The 14,511-nt window shown below is 60.9% G+C and carries 14 protein-coding genes; 7 read left to right on the plus strand and 7 right to left on the minus strand.

What is annotated here, in order from left to right; translation table 11 throughout:
- Positions 1-12 precede the first annotated feature (12 nt).
- Positions 13-1,002 carry a TRAP transporter substrate-binding protein gene (locus AC1965_RS07220; protein WP_483886607.1) on the minus strand — a complete coding sequence of 330 codons (990 nt, stop codon included), beginning with the start codon at positions 1,000-1,002 and terminating at the stop codon, positions 13-15.
- 168 nt (positions 1,003-1,170) lie between these two features.
- Here AC1965_RS07220 and AC1965_RS07225 point away from each other — a divergent pair, with 168 nt between their 5' ends.
- Positions 1,171-2,199: a GlxA family transcriptional regulator gene (locus tag AC1965_RS07225; RefSeq protein WP_483886608.1), complete on the plus strand. Its 1,029-nt coding sequence runs from the start codon at positions 1,171-1,173 to the stop codon at positions 2,197-2,199.
- Positions 2,200-2,230: 31 nt separating this feature from the next.
- On the opposite strand, the gene nagA is transcribed toward AC1965_RS07225, so the two are convergent.
- The 4 genes from nagA to AC1965_RS07245 are packed head-to-tail and all read right to left on the minus strand — an operon-like array spanning position 2,231 to position 6,058.
- On the minus strand, positions 2,231-3,376 hold the full coding sequence (gene nagA, locus AC1965_RS07230; RefSeq protein ID WP_483886609.1) for an N-acetylglucosamine-6-phosphate deacetylase: 1,146 nt from the start codon (positions 3,374-3,376) through the stop codon (positions 2,231-2,233).
- Complete coding sequence (locus AC1965_RS07235) at positions 3,373-4,404, minus strand: SIS domain-containing protein (protein WP_483886610.1); 1,032 nt, start codon at positions 4,402-4,404, stop codon at positions 3,373-3,375. The genes nagA and AC1965_RS07235 overlap by 4 nt, the downstream gene beginning before the upstream one ends.
- Positions 4,401-5,171: a GntR family transcriptional regulator gene (locus tag AC1965_RS07240; RefSeq protein WP_483886611.1), complete on the minus strand. Its 771-nt coding sequence runs from the start codon at positions 5,169-5,171 to the stop codon at positions 4,401-4,403. Before AC1965_RS07240 ends, AC1965_RS07235 begins: the two co-directional genes overlap by 4 nt.
- On the minus strand, positions 5,168-6,058 hold the full coding sequence (locus AC1965_RS07245; RefSeq protein WP_483886612.1) for a glucosamine kinase nucleotide-binding domain-containing protein: 891 nt from the start codon (positions 6,056-6,058) through the stop codon (positions 5,168-5,170). The genes AC1965_RS07240 and AC1965_RS07245 overlap by 4 nt, the downstream gene beginning before the upstream one ends.
- A gap of 152 nt (positions 6,059-6,210) precedes the next feature.
- Here AC1965_RS07245 and AC1965_RS07250 point away from each other — a divergent pair, with 152 nt between their 5' ends.
- From AC1965_RS07250 to AC1965_RS07275, 6 genes are all read left to right on the plus strand, one after another.
- Positions 6,211-7,089: an N-acetylmuramic acid 6-phosphate etherase gene (locus AC1965_RS07250; RefSeq protein WP_483886613.1), complete on the plus strand. Its 879-nt coding sequence runs from the start codon at positions 6,211-6,213 to the stop codon at positions 7,087-7,089.
- A 42-nt stretch (positions 7,090-7,131) separates the two neighbouring features.
- Positions 7,132-8,385 (plus strand): ABC transporter substrate-binding protein, encoded by a 1,254-nt coding sequence (locus AC1965_RS07255; protein ID WP_483886614.1) that lies wholly within the window; start codon positions 7,132-7,134, stop codon positions 8,383-8,385.
- Between the two features lie 85 nt (positions 8,386-8,470).
- Complete coding sequence (locus tag AC1965_RS07260; RefSeq protein ID WP_483886615.1) at positions 8,471-9,397, plus strand: carbohydrate ABC transporter permease; 927 nt, start codon at positions 8,471-8,473, stop codon at positions 9,395-9,397.
- A gap of 10 nt (positions 9,398-9,407) precedes the next feature.
- Positions 9,408-10,247, plus strand: a complete 840-nt coding sequence (locus AC1965_RS07265) for a carbohydrate ABC transporter permease (RefSeq protein WP_483886616.1) — start codon at positions 9,408-9,410, stop codon at positions 10,245-10,247.
- The gene (locus AC1965_RS07270) at positions 10,244-11,272 is read left to right on the plus strand and encodes a Gfo/Idh/MocA family protein (protein ID WP_483886617.1); all 1,029 of its coding nucleotides are present in this window, start codon (positions 10,244-10,246) and stop codon (positions 11,270-11,272) included. Before AC1965_RS07265 ends, AC1965_RS07270 begins: the two co-directional genes overlap by 4 nt.
- Positions 11,269-12,270 carry an ABC transporter ATP-binding protein gene (locus AC1965_RS07275; RefSeq protein ID WP_483886618.1) on the plus strand — a complete coding sequence of 334 codons (1,002 nt, stop codon included), beginning with the start codon at positions 11,269-11,271 and terminating at the stop codon, positions 12,268-12,270. Before AC1965_RS07270 ends, AC1965_RS07275 begins: the two co-directional genes overlap by 4 nt.
- On the opposite strand, the gene AC1965_RS07280 is transcribed toward AC1965_RS07275, so the two are convergent.
- Positions 12,267-12,977, minus strand: a complete 711-nt coding sequence (locus tag AC1965_RS07280) for an endonuclease/exonuclease/phosphatase family protein (protein WP_483886619.1) — start codon at positions 12,975-12,977, stop codon at positions 12,267-12,269. The two genes, AC1965_RS07275 and AC1965_RS07280, sit on opposite strands and share 4 nt — an antisense overlap.
- Positions 12,974-14,341 (minus strand): phospholipase D-like domain-containing protein, encoded by a 1,368-nt coding sequence (locus AC1965_RS07285; protein WP_483886620.1) that lies wholly within the window; start codon positions 14,339-14,341, stop codon positions 12,974-12,976. The genes AC1965_RS07280 and AC1965_RS07285 overlap by 4 nt, the downstream gene beginning before the upstream one ends.
- Positions 14,342-14,511 lie beyond the last annotated feature (170 nt).

A 14,511-nucleotide genomic window follows, 5' to 3' on the forward strand; every position in this document is an offset into this window, starting at 1 on the left:
CGGGGCCTGGGTTTACTTGTCCGCGTCGCGGATAAGGTCGATCAGCTGTTGCGCCTCTGGGCCTTGCTCTGCCGCCCAGTCTGTCCAGATCTGGCCGGATTTGGCAGTGAACGCAGCAATGTCGGCCTTGTTAACTTCCATACCTTCTTCGATCAGATAGTCGACGATTTCGGCATCCGCCTTGATCCCCAGTTCGACAGAGCGCAGTTCAGCCGCTTCGCCCGCCTCAAGCACTGCTTGTTTCTGCGCATCGGTCAGGGCCTGGAATTTGTCCTCGGCCATCAGCAGATATGTCACCGTGTAAAGGTGGTTGGTCAGCGACAGGTATTTCTGCACTTCGTAAAATTTGGTGCTTTGTGCCCAGATGACCGGGTTTTCCTGCCCGTCAAACACGCCGGTTTGCAGTGCTGAATAGAGTTCACTGAACGGCAGGGGGGAGGCATTGGCACCGTAATGGTTAAAGATGGCGATGCGCAGGGCGCTGCCGGGTGTGCGGATCTTGATGCCCTTCAGGTCTTGGGGTGTCACCACGGGGCGTACATTGTTCGTGATCTGGCGAAACCCGCCTTCGAGAAACCCGACGACGCGCAGACCCTTTTCGGCAAGAAGGGCTTCGATCATCTCTCCCGCTTCGCCGTCCATCGCGGCCTTGACGTGTTCGCGGCTTGAAAAGATATACGGCAGCGCGGTTGCGCCCAGCACAGGAGCGACCGCTGTGATCGGTGTTTCGATCGTTGCCATGTCCAGAATCGATGATTGCATGGCCTCGATCGAGCTTTCCTGATCGCCAAGCGCGCTGGAGTGGAACAGTTTTACGTCAAGCGCGCCTTGGGTTTTTTCGGACAACACATCGGAGAAGTGTTCAACCGAGCGATATGCGATACCGTCTTCGTTTCCCGGCACGTTGACGCGGAATGTTGCATCTTGGGCCAGCACTGGTGCGGTGGCCAATGCGCTGACCGATGTTGCCAAGGCCAGCGCGACTAAAGTTCTGCGATTCATTATTCATCTCCCTATCTGCATCCCGTCGTATACGCGGGACTGACATTGACGTTAGACAGCTATGGACCGCCGTTATAGAATGGTTCAGACGCATAGGTGGATATTTCAGACATATCCGTTTGAAAATCTGCTTATCTGATCACGCCGATGTAGCAATAGGGACTTCACGTGCGCCGCAATCAACAAAAGCTTCGGGTTGGATTCGTGCTGCTGGACAGTTTCACCCTCAACGCGTTTTCGGGATTTGTAGAGGCGATCCGGCTTGCTGCCGATCACGGGGGCCGCAGCCGACAGGTCGCCTGTGGCTGGGAAGTCATGGGCGAAGGCAAGATCACGGCGAGTTGTGGTCTGACCGTCGCGCCGACGGCACCTCTGATCAGCCCGTCCGAAATGGACTATATCGCGGTCTGTGGCGGGAACGGGTATCGCACGCGGTCGCAACCGGCGTGGCTGGACAGCTACCTGTCCAAGGCAGCCGGGGCCAGTGTGCCGTTGATTGGCCTGTGTACCGGCACGTTCAACATTGCGCGCGCGGGGTTGATGCAGGGATATCCTGCCTGCGTGCATTGGAACGTCGTGGACGAGTTTCACGACCAGTTTCCGCAGATTGACGCATTGACCGATCGTATTTTCCTGGACGCAGGTGCGCGCATCACCTGTGCTGGATCGACCGGGGCCTCCGATCTGGCCTTGCATCTGATCGACCGTCACTGCGGCAGTGTCTATGCGCAGCAGGCGATCCGTCACATGATGTTGCAGGGGCAACGGGCAGCGACCTTTCCCCAAGCGCATTTTTCGCAGAATATCCAGCATGTGAAGGACGAGGCGGTGCGCCGCTGTGTCGCCCTCATGGAGCAAAAGATCAACACGCCGACCCAGATTGACGTGCTGGCCACCCAAGTGGGCCTGAGCGCGCGCCAGTTGGACCGACGTTTTAACCGCGCCCTTGGCCAGTCGCCTGCACGCTATTTCCGTGCCATGCGGTTGAGCTATGCCTTGTGGAGATTAACCCACACCACCGACACCATTGCGCAGATCGCGGCAGATGCGGGGTTTTCGGACGCCGCCCATTTTCACCGGGAGTTCAGGAAAACCCATGGCGTCGCGCCGCGGCAGTATCAGAATACCGCCGAGCGCCCCATACAAGTCGGCGGGGCCGCGGGTTTGGCGCGTGAAGGGGGAGCAACAGCACCTTAGTCTCGGATGTCGTCTGTCGCGGCGGCAGTTGCTAGAGCGCTGAGAGCGGCACGACGCCGCTGCACGTCGCGTCAATATGAATCATTCCATCCACACGGCCCGAAAACCGGCCCCAGCCGCTGTTGTCCCCAAGCACCGCCGCTGGCAGGCTGGTGGCCCGCGCCACGGCGCTTTGGGGGGCATGGCCCAGGTCACGGACAAGATACCCAATCGCCCCGGCCAGCTCAAGATCGGCGCCGGCCAGCGTGCCGTCGGCAAGCGTCAGGCGGGCATCCCGGCGCTGCACCTCGCGGCCGTTGAGGGTAAAGTGTGAGATGTCGGACCCCGCGGTGGCCATGGCGTCGGTCACCAGAAAGATGCGCGGATTGCCCTGTTCTGCGGCAAAGGCGGTGGCCATGCTGGCGGGGTGCACATGGATGCCATCGGCGATCAACCCGCAATGCACGCCGCCGTGATGCAAGGCGGCACCCACCAGCCCCGGCGCACGGTTGCCCATCTGGCTCATCGCGTTGAACAGATGCGTGACACAGCGCGCCCCGGCGTCGAAACTGGCCATGCAGATGTCATAGCTGGCATTGGTATGTCCCAGCGACACGATCACCCCGGCCTGCGCCAATACCTTGATCTGCGCAGGCGTGGCGTTTTCGGGGGCCAGCGTCAGCATCACATGCGGCAGCCGTTGCGCGGCATCGAGATAAAGAGTGAGGTCATCGTCGTCCAATGGGCGGATCAGATCGGCGCTATGCGCCCCCTTGCGCGACACCGACAGATGCGGCCCCTCCAGGTGGATGCCGATAATGCCCGGCACCCGCGCCGCAATTGCCTGTTCCACTGCGGCAATCGCGGCGCGACTATGGGCCGGCGTGTCGGTGATCAGAGTCGGCATCAGGGCGGCAGTGCCGATACGCGCGTGCGCTTCGGCCATGCGGCGAAGGGTGTCTACCGATTGGTCATCGTTGAACATCACCCCGCCGCCGCCGTTCAGTTGCAGATCGACAAATCCCGGTGCGATGATCCCCCCCGCAAGCGCCTGCTGCGCCACACCGCCGGGCAGGTCTGCAACGGGTATGATCTGCGCCGTGCCATCACCGGGCAGCAGCAGGGCGGCATCGGCGTGCAGGGTAGTGCCGTCGTGAATGGCGGCATCGGTCAGGGCTTTGGGGGCCTGCTGGGTCATATGGTTTCGGTGACCTTTTTCAGGTGCCGAGGGGCGTCAGGGTTGATGCCACGGGCGGTGGCGACACGTTCGACCATGGCATAGAAACTGGCAATCAGGGCAATTGGATCGGTCAGCGGGTGATCGGTGCGCACAGTCTCAAGCCGGTTTGCGGTCTGCACCTTGCCCGTGGTGGCAAAGACCGCCGCACCCTTGGTCGCGATGTCATCCGCCACCCCGGCCAGTGCCGCTTCTGCCGCGTCGGCAGAGGCCAGCGCGATCACCGGAAAACCTGCATCCACAATTGACACCGGGCCGTGCAACACCTCGGCCGAGGAATAGGATTCGGCGTGGATTTGGCAGGTTTCCTTGAATTTCAGCGCTGCCTCATTTGATATGGCATAAGCAGGCCCGCGCCCCAGACAAAAGATCGACTCACGGTCGCCCAAAGCTGCGCGTGCCTGCGGCCAATCCTGCGCCACGGCCTGTTCCAATTGCCCAGGCAAGGCGCGAATGGCACGGCGCAGGTCATCATCATCGGCCCATTCCGCCAAAAGCCAGACGCCCACCACGGCAGAGTTCACAAAGGTCTTGGTCGCCGCCACGCTCAATTCATCCCCGGCGTCGAGGTAAAGCGTGTGATCGGCCACCTCGGCCAGTGGGGATCCAGGCGTGTTGGTCATGGCAATCGACAGCGCGCCGCCCGCCTGCGCCATGCGCGCCATCTCGACGATATCGGGGCTTTTGCCTGACTGTGACACCGACAGGCAGGCACTGCCTGCGAGGTTCAGCTTGCGCTTGTAGACCGACGCAATCGACGGCCCGACAGAGGCGATGGGCGTGCCGGTCAGCAGTTCCGACACATATTTCAGGTAGGTTGCCACATGATCCGACGATCCGCGCGCGACGCTGATCATATAGGCTGGATCGCGATCGCGCAGGGCGGCGGCGGCGCGGATGACGGCGGCGTGCTGGCTGGTCAGCAGCCTGTCGACCGCGTCGGGGATTTCTAGCACTTCGCGGCGCATCTGGGTTTCGGAAGGGGTCATGTCACGTCCTGTTCCTTGAGCAGCGAAAGTTCGGCGACGAAGTTATAGGCGTCGCCGCGATAGATGGATTGGGTGAATTCTGCCACCCGACCATCGGCAAGGTACGATGTCCGTTCGATCCGCAGCCCTGCATCACCCTGGGCCACCTCAAGCAGGCGGGCATCGTCTTCGCCCAGATTGATCGCGGATATTTTTTGCAGGGCGCGCACCGGGCGCAGGCCGGCCTCATCCAGAATGGCATAGAGCGAGGTTTCCACCAGCAGCGGGTTGGGCAGGATATCGACGGGCAGCGAGGCGCGTTCAATCGCCATTGGTTTGTCGTCGGCGGTGCGCAGCCGCGCGATGCGCGAGACGGACGCATCAGGGGCAAGGCCAAGCGCTTCGACCTCCGCCTCGGCGGGCATAAAGACGCCGCGTTCCAACCAGCGGCTGCTCGACACCATGCCCCGGTTCGACATGTCTTCGGTAAAAGATGTCAGCCGCGACAGGGATTGTTCTATGCGCGGTGCGGTGCTGGCGACAAATGATCCAGACCCTTGTTTCTGGACGATGATGCCTTCTTCGGCCAGCGACTGGATCGCCTTGCGCACGGTCACGCGCGACAGCCCCGTGATTGCTGCGATTTCACGTTCAGGCGGCAGGGAAGACCCGGTTTTCAAGATGCCCTGCGCGATGCCATCGGTCAGGCGTTGGCGCAGTTGCACATAGCGCGGTCCGCCGTCGGGTTGAAGCCATACGGCCGGGGCGAGAAAGTCTGCGACGTTCATGGCCGTACCTCGGTTCCAAGCGCGCGCAGGGCCATCTGAAACGCCCCCTGTGCAGCACTGTGTTTTGGCGGTTGAACATTGCTGGTGAGAGCATCGGGCAGAAAGGGTGCATAGTGCGGACCCACGCCCCCCGAGAGGCACAGCAGATCGCCGGGGCGGAACCCCAATGCGTGCAAACCACGCGCGATGAAATCGGACCCCTGTGCCATCAGCGCGCAACCCAGTTCATCGCCATCGGTTGCGGCGCGCAGCACATCGGGGACAAAGCTGGCGTAATCGCCTGGCTGTGCCGTGGCGCTGAAGCGGACCATTTCGCTGGGGTCATTCTGGAATTGCATCAACAGCGCCCGCGTCATGGTCGAAAACGGCATCATGCCGTCATGGCATTGCAGCGTCCAGTCAAGCGCAGCGCGACCCAGCCAGGCGCCGGAGCCATGATCGGACAGTTGGAACCCGCGCCCGCTGACAAAGCGCAGATTGCCATCCTGACTGGTCGCGATGATCGTGCCGGTGCCGATGGCAACAAGGTATCCGTCAGCGCCATCGAGCGCGCCGGTGATCGCGGTGGCGCGGTCGTCGGTCACGGTGCAGTTCTGATAGGGCAGGGCGGCAGACAGGGCGGCGGCGTCTGCCGGGGTCACGATCCCTGCCAGGCCCAGATGCACCTGCGCGCCGTGCAGCGCCGAAACGGGCTTGCCCGCCTTTTGCGCTGCTGCCTCGATTGCTGTGGTGATGTTGCGGACGGTATCGGCCAAATCGGTGCGTGCATTTGCGCGCCCGCCTGAGGCTTCGGCCAATATGCCTGCTGCCTGCGTGCCAAGCGTAATCCGGCAGCCGGTGCCGCCGCCATCCACGCCGATAACTAGGGTTTCCGGTGAAGTGCTCATGCAATACCTATATAATACCTATTGGCGAAATGAAAGACCTATTTGCCCACTTTTTGGGGTATTGGTGCTGTTTTAGCCGAATATATGGCGTATTAAAGATTTATATGGACAATAGGTATCTAATAGGTATTGTCGAACGTGGGGAGAATCGAATGTCGCTGCTGCACACTGAAATGCAATCTGATCATCATGCGATCGACGCCGTGACGGCCGAGCGCGGCGTGGCGCTGATATTGGACGGGCAGGCCGCTGCCGTTGACGCCGCAAGGCGCGCCACGTTCGATCTTGCCGCCGGCGCGGCGCTGATGGCCGAAGCGCTGCGGGCAGGTGGGTCATTGATTTATGCCGCTGCGGGCAGTTCGGGGCTGATGGCGCTGTCTGATGGTTGCGAGTTGCCCGGCACCTTTGGGGTGTCGGCGCGGCAAATCCAGATCCATATGGCAGGCGGTGTGCCTGCGGATGGCGTGATGCCCGGCGATGTCGAAGACGACGCCGAGGCCACGAAAAACATCGTGATCCGCCGCAGCGATGCCGTGATCGTGCTGAGCGCCAGCGGGGCCACGCCCTATGCACTGGCTGTGGTGGCGCGGGCGCGGGCGGCAGGGGCCAAGGTGATCGCGATTACCAACAACCCCGGCACACCCCTGCTAGCGATGGCGGATGTGGCGATTTACCTGAACACCCCGCCAGAAGTGATCGCAGGGTCCACGCGCATGGCCGCAGGAACCGCGCAAAAGGCGGCATTGAATGTGATGTCGACACTGATGGGTGTGCAACTGGGCCATGTCTATCAGGGGCTTATGGTCAATCTGGTGGCCGACAACGCCAAGCTGCGCCAACGCGCCAATGGCATCGTGCGCCAGATATCAAACGTCACATCGGATGAGGCCGCAACCGCGCTGGCCACGGCGAAAGGGGCGGTAAAGCTGGCCATTCTGTTGGCCAAGGGGCTGCCCGAGGACCACGCGCAGGCGTTGCTGGACCGGCACGCAGGCCACCTTGGCCCCTGTCTGATAGATACGTCCAAATGAATACGACACCAAAAAAAACGAGAAACTGAAAGGGAGACCAACATGAAACTTCGCAATGTTACAACCGCCCTGCTGGCCAGCACGATGCTGGCGGGTATGGCCCAGGCCGAAGACGCCACGCTGACCATCGAAAGCTGGCGCAACGACGACCTTGCCATCTGGCAGGACAAGATCATCCCCGCCTTTGAAGCCGCAAACCCCGGTATCAAGGTGAAATTCACGCCGTCTGCTCCGGCGGAATACAATGCGGTGCTGAATTCGAAACTCGACGCTGGGTCAGCGGGCGATATCATCACCTGCCGCCCCTTCGACGCTTCGCTGGCGTTGTTTGAGGCCGGGCATCTGGCAGATGTGACCGATCTGGAAGGGATGGGCAACTTTTCCCCCGTCGCCAAATCGGGCTGGAGCACGGATGACGGTGCCACGCAGTTCTGCGTTCCGATGGCCTCGGTGATCCACGGATTTATCTATAACAAAGACGCCTTTGCCGAATTGGGCCTTGAGGTGCCAAAGACCGAAGCTGATTTCTTTGCCGCACTCGACAAGATCAAAGAGGACGGCACCTATATCCCGATGTCGATGGGCACCAGCGACCAGTGGGAAGCGGCGACCATGGGCTATAACAACATCGGCCCGAACTATTGGAAAGGCGAAGAGGGCCGTCTGGCGTTGATGGCGGGTGACCAGAAGCTGACCGACGATGCATGGGTCGCACCGTACCGCCAGTTGGCAAAGTGGGGTGAATACCTGGGTGACGGGTTCGAGGCGCAGACCTATCCTGACAGCCAGAACATCTTTACCCTGGGCCGGGCCGCGATCTATCCTGCCGGGTCTTGGGAAGTGTCGGGTTTCAACAACCTGGTCGATTTCGAAATGGGCGCGTTTTATCCACCCGTTCAGGCCGAAGGCGACACCTGCTATATCTCGGATCACACCGACATCGGCATCGGCATGAACGCCAAGACGGCGCATCCAGAGGCGGCCAAGACCTTCCTCAACTGGGTCGGCTCGGAAGAGTTCGCAACGCTTTATGCCAACGCGCTGCCGGGCTTCTTCCCGCTGTCCAAAGGCGAGGTCGCGCTGGAAGATCCGCTGGCGCAAGAGTTCATCTCTTGGCGTGGTGAGTGCGAAAGCACAATCCGGTCGACCTATCAGGTGCTGTCACGCGGCACGCCGAACCTTGAGAACGAAACCTGGAACGCTTCTGCCGCTGTGATTAAAGGCGAGGAAACCCCAGAAGACGCAGGCGCACGTCTGCAAGAGGGTCTGGCAAGCTGGTACGAACGCCAGCAGTAAACGCCCATCCCAACCGCGCGCCCTATGGCCTTATTATCGGGGCGCGCGGACCCTTTCCATCGTCCATAGCCCGCAGGATATCGCCATGACTGATCGCCCCGGAAAAAGCAAAATCAGGTGGCACATCGTGGTGTTTTTGGCCCCGGCCGTGCTGGTTTACACCGCCGTCATGATCTATCCGCTGTTCAACACCCTGCGGCTGTCGCTGTTTACCGAAGTGGGCAATGAACGGGTTTTTGTGTGGTTGCAGAATTTCCGCACGTTGTTTGGCAACCCCAATTGGTCGGGGCAGTTCTGGAACGCCCTTGGCAACAACTTTTGGTTCTTCATCATTCACATGCTGGTGCAAAACCCCATCGGCATCGCGCTGGCCGCGATCCTCAGCCATCCACGCCTGCGCTTTGCGGGCTTTTACCGCTCGGCCATCTTTATCCCCACCATCCTGTCCTTTGTCATCGTCGGCTTTGCCTGGAAGCTGATCCTGTCGCCGATCTGGGGTATTGCGCCGGGAATGCTGGATGCGGTGGGGCTGAAATCGCTTTACGCGCCCTGGCTGGGCAAACAGGAATATGCCCTGACCACGCTGGCGCTGGTGTCGGTCTGGCAATTTGTCGGCATCCCGATGATGCTGATCTACGCCGCCCTGCTGTCGATCCCCGACGAGATACTTGAGGCCGCCGAGGTTGAGGGTATCACCGGATTTGCCGCCTTCTGGAAGATCAAGCTGCCGCTTATCTTGCCCTCAATCGGCATCATCTCGGTGCTGACCTTTGTCGCCAACTTCAACGCCTTTGATCTGATCTATGCCGCCCAGGGGGCGCTGGCGGGGCCGGATTTCAGCACCGACATTCTGGGCACCTTCATGTACCGCACTTTCTTTGGCTTTCAGCTGCAACTGGGCGATCCGCATATGGGGTCAACCATCGCCAGCGCCATGTTTGCGGTGATCCTCGTGGGGGTATGTGTTTACCTCTTTGGCATCCAGTCGCGCATGCGCCGCTATCAGTTCTAAGGGGATGACCATGAACCGCGCCCGCCAAAACCCGCTCAACACCGCCGCCGCCCATGGCGCGCTGATCCTCTATACGTTGATCGCGCTGTTCCCGGTGTTTGTGATCGTGATCAACAGCTTCAAAACCCGCAAGGCGATCTTTCGCGATCCGATGGCGCTGCCCGATACCGACAGTTTTTCGCTGATCGGCTATCAGACGGTGCTGAAACAAGGGGATTTTTTCCTCTACTTCCAGAACTCGATGATCGTAACCGTCGGCTCGCTGTTTTTCATCCTGTTGTTCGGGGCCATGGCGGCCTTTGCGCTGGCCGAATACCGGTTTCGCGGCAATCTGATCATGGGGCTGTATCTGGCGCTGGGGATCATGATCCCGATCCGCATCGGCACGGTGGCGATTTTGGAAATGATGGTGCAGACAGGGCTGGTCAACACGCTTTGGGCGTTGATCCTTGTATATACTGCGCAGGGGCTGCCGTTGGCGGTGTTCATCCTGTCCGAATTCATGCGGCAGGTCAGTGATGATCTGAAAAATGCGGGCCGCATAGACGGGCTGAGCGAATACCGCATCTTTTTCCGCCTCGTGCTGCCGCTGGTGCGCCCGGCGATGGCGACAGTGGCCGTGTTCAATATGATCCCGATTTGGAATGATCTGTGGTTCCCGCTGATCCTGGCCCCGGCAGAAGAGGTGAAAACCCTCACACTGGGATCGCAGGTGTTTATCGGGCAGTTCGTCACCGACTGGAACGCGGTGCTGTCTGCGCTGTCGCTGGCGATCCTGCCTGTCATGGCGCTGTACGTAATTTTCTCGCGGCAGTTGATCCGTGGTATCACATCAGGAGCCGTGAAATGAGGGTTCTTATCGCCGGTCTGGGCAATATGGGGCTAAGCCATGCGCTGGCCCATCACAACCATCCCGACGCGCAGATTGTCGGCCTCGTGAACCGTTCGGGCACAGTCGACCACCCCGATCTACAAGGCTATCCAGTGTTTACCGATTTCCATTCGGCCCTCGCTGAGGTGACGCCGGATCTGGCCGTGATCGCCACCTATTCAGACAGCCATGCCGATTATGCCGTGGCCGCGATGGAGCAGGGCGCACATGTCTTTGTCGAAAAACCGCTGGCGACCACGGTCGCAGATGCAAAACGCGTCGTCGATACTGCCACCCGGCTGAACTGCAAGTTGGTCGTTGGGTACATCCTGCGCCATCACCCAAGCTGGCAGCGACTGGTGGCCGAGGCGCGCGGGCTTGGCGGGCCTTATGTGTTCCGCATGAACCTGAACCAGCAGTCAGACGGTGCCACTTGGGAAACCCATAAGGCGCTGATGCAGACCACCAGCCCGATCGTGGACTGCGGTGTGCATTACGTTGATGTCATGTGCCAGATCACCGATGCCAAACCGCTGCGTGTGTCGGGCATCGGCCTGCGCCTGTCCGATGAAATCGCACCCGATATGTACAACTACGGGCAGTTGCAGGTCGTGTTCGATGACGGCTCGGTTGGTTGGTACGAGGCCGGATGGGGGCCGATGATGTCGGAAACCGCGTTCTTTGTAAAAGACGTGGTATCACCCAATGGGGCCGTGTCGATCAGCGATGGCGACAAGGCGGATTCCGATGATGTGGATGGCCACACCCGCGTCGGCAGCATCCTTGTGCACCGCCCCGGCAACGACCAACGCATTGATATGCCCGATGAACCCGGCCACCAGCAGCTTTGCGATGCCGAACAGGCGCACACTATCCGCGCTATCAGTGAAAACCTTGATCTGACCCGTCACATGGACGACGCGGTACAATCGCTGCGCATTTGTCTGGCGGCGGATGAAAGTATCCGTTCCGGCCAGCCCGTGACATTGGGAGACCCCGCATGACCGCCCTCAAACTTGAAAACCTGCATAAATCCTTTGGCACCGTCGAAGTGCTGAAGGACATCAATCTGACGGTCGAGGAGGGGGAGTTTGTCGTGTTCGTCGGCCCGTCAGGCTGTGGCAAATCCACCCTGCTGCGGGTAATTGCGGGGCTTGAGGACGCGACCTCGGGGGATATTTCCATTGGCGGGGATCGGGTGAACACGGTGCCGCCGGCCAAGCGCGGCATCGCAATGGTGTTCCAGTCTTATGCGCTTTATCCGCATCTAAGCGTGCGCGATAACATGACCCTCGCGCTCAAGCAGGAAAAACAGCCCAAGGACGAGATTTCGGCGCGTGTGGGCAAGGCGATCAATATGCTGGATCTGGCCGCCTATGTGGACCGCCGACCGGCCGATCTGTCGGGTGGCCAGCGCCAGCGTGTCGCCATTGGGCGGGCAATTGTGCGCGAACCTAAGTTGTTTCTGTTCGACGAACCGCTGTCCAACCTTGATGCGGCCCTGCGGATGAACACCCGAATTGAAATCGCCGATCTGCACCGCAAGCTGAGCGCGTCGATGATCTATGTCACCCACGACCAGACCGAAGCGATGACACTGGCCGACAAGATCGTCGTGTTGCGCGATGGCCGGGTCGAACAGGTCGGCTCGCCCATGGACCTTTACAATAATCCTGTGAACCGTTTTGTCGCAGGTTTCCTTGGATCGCCCGCAATGAATTTCCTGGCCAAGGTCCAAGGGGTTGGCCCGGTCGGCGCGACCCTGGGCATTCGGCCCGAACACCTGCGCCTGACCGACAATGGACCGATCCGCGGCCAGGTCACCCATGTGGAACGCCTGGGCAGTGACACCAATCTTCTGGTGCGCAGCACGGCGGACGAGGCGCTGACGGTGCGGCTGTTTGGCCAGCACAGCGCGCAGGTGGGGGATGCGGTCACGCTTGATTTCGACCGATCTGCCGCGTTTTTCTTTGACCGCAATCAGGCGCGCATCGCCGTCTAACGGTGCCGCACATCTACCCAAATTGGCAGGTGGTCTGACGCCCGCCGGGTTTGCGGTGTTTCCAGCACGCCGCCATGATGGCTTTCCAATTGGTCGTTCAGCGCGATCCGGTCGAGCGCGGCCATCGGCAGTCGCGCGTGATAACTCTTACCCGGTGCATGGATCGAAAAACGTTTCGCCAGACGCCCCAGCCCCGCCTTGCGAGACCATTCGTTCAGATCACCTGCGATGGCGGTGGGGCAGGCGGCACAGCTTTCCAGATGTGCAAAGAGCGCCGAAAGCTGTTCCTTGCGCGAGGGCCGCAGCAGCCCCAGATGTGAGGCAATGATGCGCAGCGGTTTGCCGCCCAGGTCAAGATCGGCCACCATGGCACCGCGCGGCTCTACGCCCGGCAGGGTCAGATGTTCGACCGTGCCGATCGTGGCGTCGGCGCGCACCAGCACCGCGTTGCCGTGCCAGCCGATGCTGACGTCACCGGGCACCGGCACCGCGCGCATCCCGGTGATTTCGGTGACCATCGCCAGCGGAAGGGCAGAGGGGCGCGCGCCCAGACGGCGGTCGGCCTCTTGCAGGACCACCACATCGGCGCGCAGGCCCTTGATGATGCGCAGGATGCGTTCGGGGTCGCGGCGGCGGTCGGTGCCGACCGCTTTGCGAATGTTGTAGCTGGCGATGCGAAGGGTATCGTTTGCAGGCAGGGTGATCACAGGATTGGCGCCCCCAGACGAAACAGACCTTCGGCCACCCGGCGCAACAGACCGGCGGGAGGCTTCTCCATCGTGCAGTGTTCGGACAGATGTTCGAACCAGTTGGTCAATTCGACCACCGTGCCGGCATCATAGACAAACAGCGATATCTCAAAGTTCAGCAACATGCTGCGCACATCAAAATTGGCCGATCCGACGAAAGCCATATCGTCGATGATGCCGGCCTTGGCGTGGATCATGCCCGGCTGATAGTACAAGACCTTGCCACCCGCATCCTGAAGGTCGCGCAGATAAGCCCCGCGCGCAAAATCGGCCAGCCGTTGGTTGGACCGGGCCGGCACCAGCACCTGCACATCAACCCCGCGCCGCGCCGCGATGGCCAGCGCATTTCCAAGTGCTTCGGTCGGAACAAAATAGGGGGTGACCAGCAGGATACGCGCCTCGGCCATATGCAGCGCGCGGATCAACCCGTCATGCAGCGGATCTTCCAGCACATCGGGGCCAGAGGGTACCAGTTGCACCGTGGCATTGCCCGCCGTATCGGACGAAATCGCCGGGGCCGGCTCCGCCTCGACGCCGCTGGCGACGCTCCAGTCGGAGCGGAACACATTGGCAAAACTCTGCACCGCACGGCCCTCAAGCTCAAACGCCAGATCGACCCAGCCGTCTTTCTGCTTCACCGGGCTTAGGTAATGCGCGGCGATGTTCATGCCGCCCGAAAACACCCGTGCGCCATCGGCAATGATCATTTTGCGGTGATTGCGCAAATTCAGATGCCCCGAGCCGGGCAATTGCAGAAGGGGCGAGTAGAACAGCGTCTCACCGCCCGCGTCGCGCAGCTTGCGCAATTCTGCCGCGGGTCCGCGCATCGTGCCAAGGCGGTCCATCAGCAGTCGCACCTTCACCCCGTCGCGCGCGCGCGCCGCAAGGGCCTCGACAAAAGCGCGGCCGGTGGAATCGTTGGCGACGATGTAAAACAGCACGTCCAGGCTCTCTTGCGCCTCTGCTACCAGCTGCATAGCGGTCTTGTACGCGGCGTCAGGTGCGGTCAGCAGGCTCAGATGTTGCCCTGCCGCTGCCGCCGGCAGTCCGAAATGCTGCATCGTCGCGTCAAGCGGGTGGGCCGGGCCGGGCGGGGCGGTTGCGCCGTCTTGTGGGAAATGAACCGGGTCATAGCGCGTCGATTGCTTGCGAAAGCCCAGACCGAGGAACAGTGGCACCGCTACCCAAGGCAAGGCGATGATGAACAACAGCCATGCAGCGGTCGACTGCGGCGTGCGGCGCTGCTGCAAGATCACAATCGCGGCCAACAACGTCAGCACCACGATGATGACGATCTCCAGATGGGTCGTGATCCAGTACATTCCGGTGTCTTCCTACCAAGTGTTCAGCCCGCCTGATGCAGATAACCCATTCACCGCAAGGAACAAGGATTTTGCAAATCGAGCTGAAACGCGCCGGCTGCCAGATGGTTCTTCCTGCTGCTTTTTTGGACTAAAAATACCCTCGGGGTTTGGGGCAGCGCCCCTACGCG

This window comes from Sulfitobacter sp. KMM 9851 (assembly GCF_057178245.1).

Excerpts from the sequence above, each read along its gene's own strand:
- AC1965_RS07220 (WP_483886607.1), bottom strand. The coding sequence starts at position 1,002 with ATGAATCGCAGAACTTTAGTCGCGCTGGCCTTGGCAACATCGGTCAGC.
- nagA (WP_483886609.1), bottom strand. The coding sequence starts at position 3,376 with ATGACCCAGCAGGCCCCCAAAGCCCTGACCGATGCCGCCATTCACGAC.
- AC1965_RS07235 (WP_483886610.1), bottom strand. The coding sequence starts at position 4,404 with ATGACCCCTTCCGAAACCCAGATGCGCCGCGAAGTGCTAGAAATCCCC.
- AC1965_RS07240 (WP_483886611.1), bottom strand. The coding sequence starts at position 5,171 with ATGAACGTCGCAGACTTTCTCGCCCCGGCCGTATGGCTTCAACCCGAC.
- AC1965_RS07245 (WP_483886612.1), bottom strand. The coding sequence starts at position 6,058 with ATGAGCACTTCACCGGAAACCCTAGTTATCGGCGTGGATGGCGGCGGC.
- AC1965_RS07250 (WP_483886613.1), top strand. The coding sequence starts at position 6,211 with ATGTCGCTGCTGCACACTGAAATGCAATCTGATCATCATGCGATCGAC.
- AC1965_RS07255 (WP_483886614.1), top strand. The coding sequence starts at position 7,132 with ATGAAACTTCGCAATGTTACAACCGCCCTGCTGGCCAGCACGATGCTG.
- AC1965_RS07260 (WP_483886615.1), top strand. The coding sequence starts at position 8,471 with ATGACTGATCGCCCCGGAAAAAGCAAAATCAGGTGGCACATCGTGGTG.
- AC1965_RS07265 (WP_483886616.1), top strand. The coding sequence starts at position 9,408 with ATGAACCGCGCCCGCCAAAACCCGCTCAACACCGCCGCCGCCCATGGC.
- AC1965_RS07270 (WP_483886617.1), top strand. The coding sequence starts at position 10,244 with ATGAGGGTTCTTATCGCCGGTCTGGGCAATATGGGGCTAAGCCATGCG.
- AC1965_RS07275 (WP_483886618.1), top strand. The coding sequence starts at position 11,269 with ATGACCGCCCTCAAACTTGAAAACCTGCATAAATCCTTTGGCACCGTC.
- AC1965_RS07285 (WP_483886620.1), bottom strand. The coding sequence starts at position 14,341 with ATGTACTGGATCACGACCCATCTGGAGATCGTCATCATCGTGGTGCTG.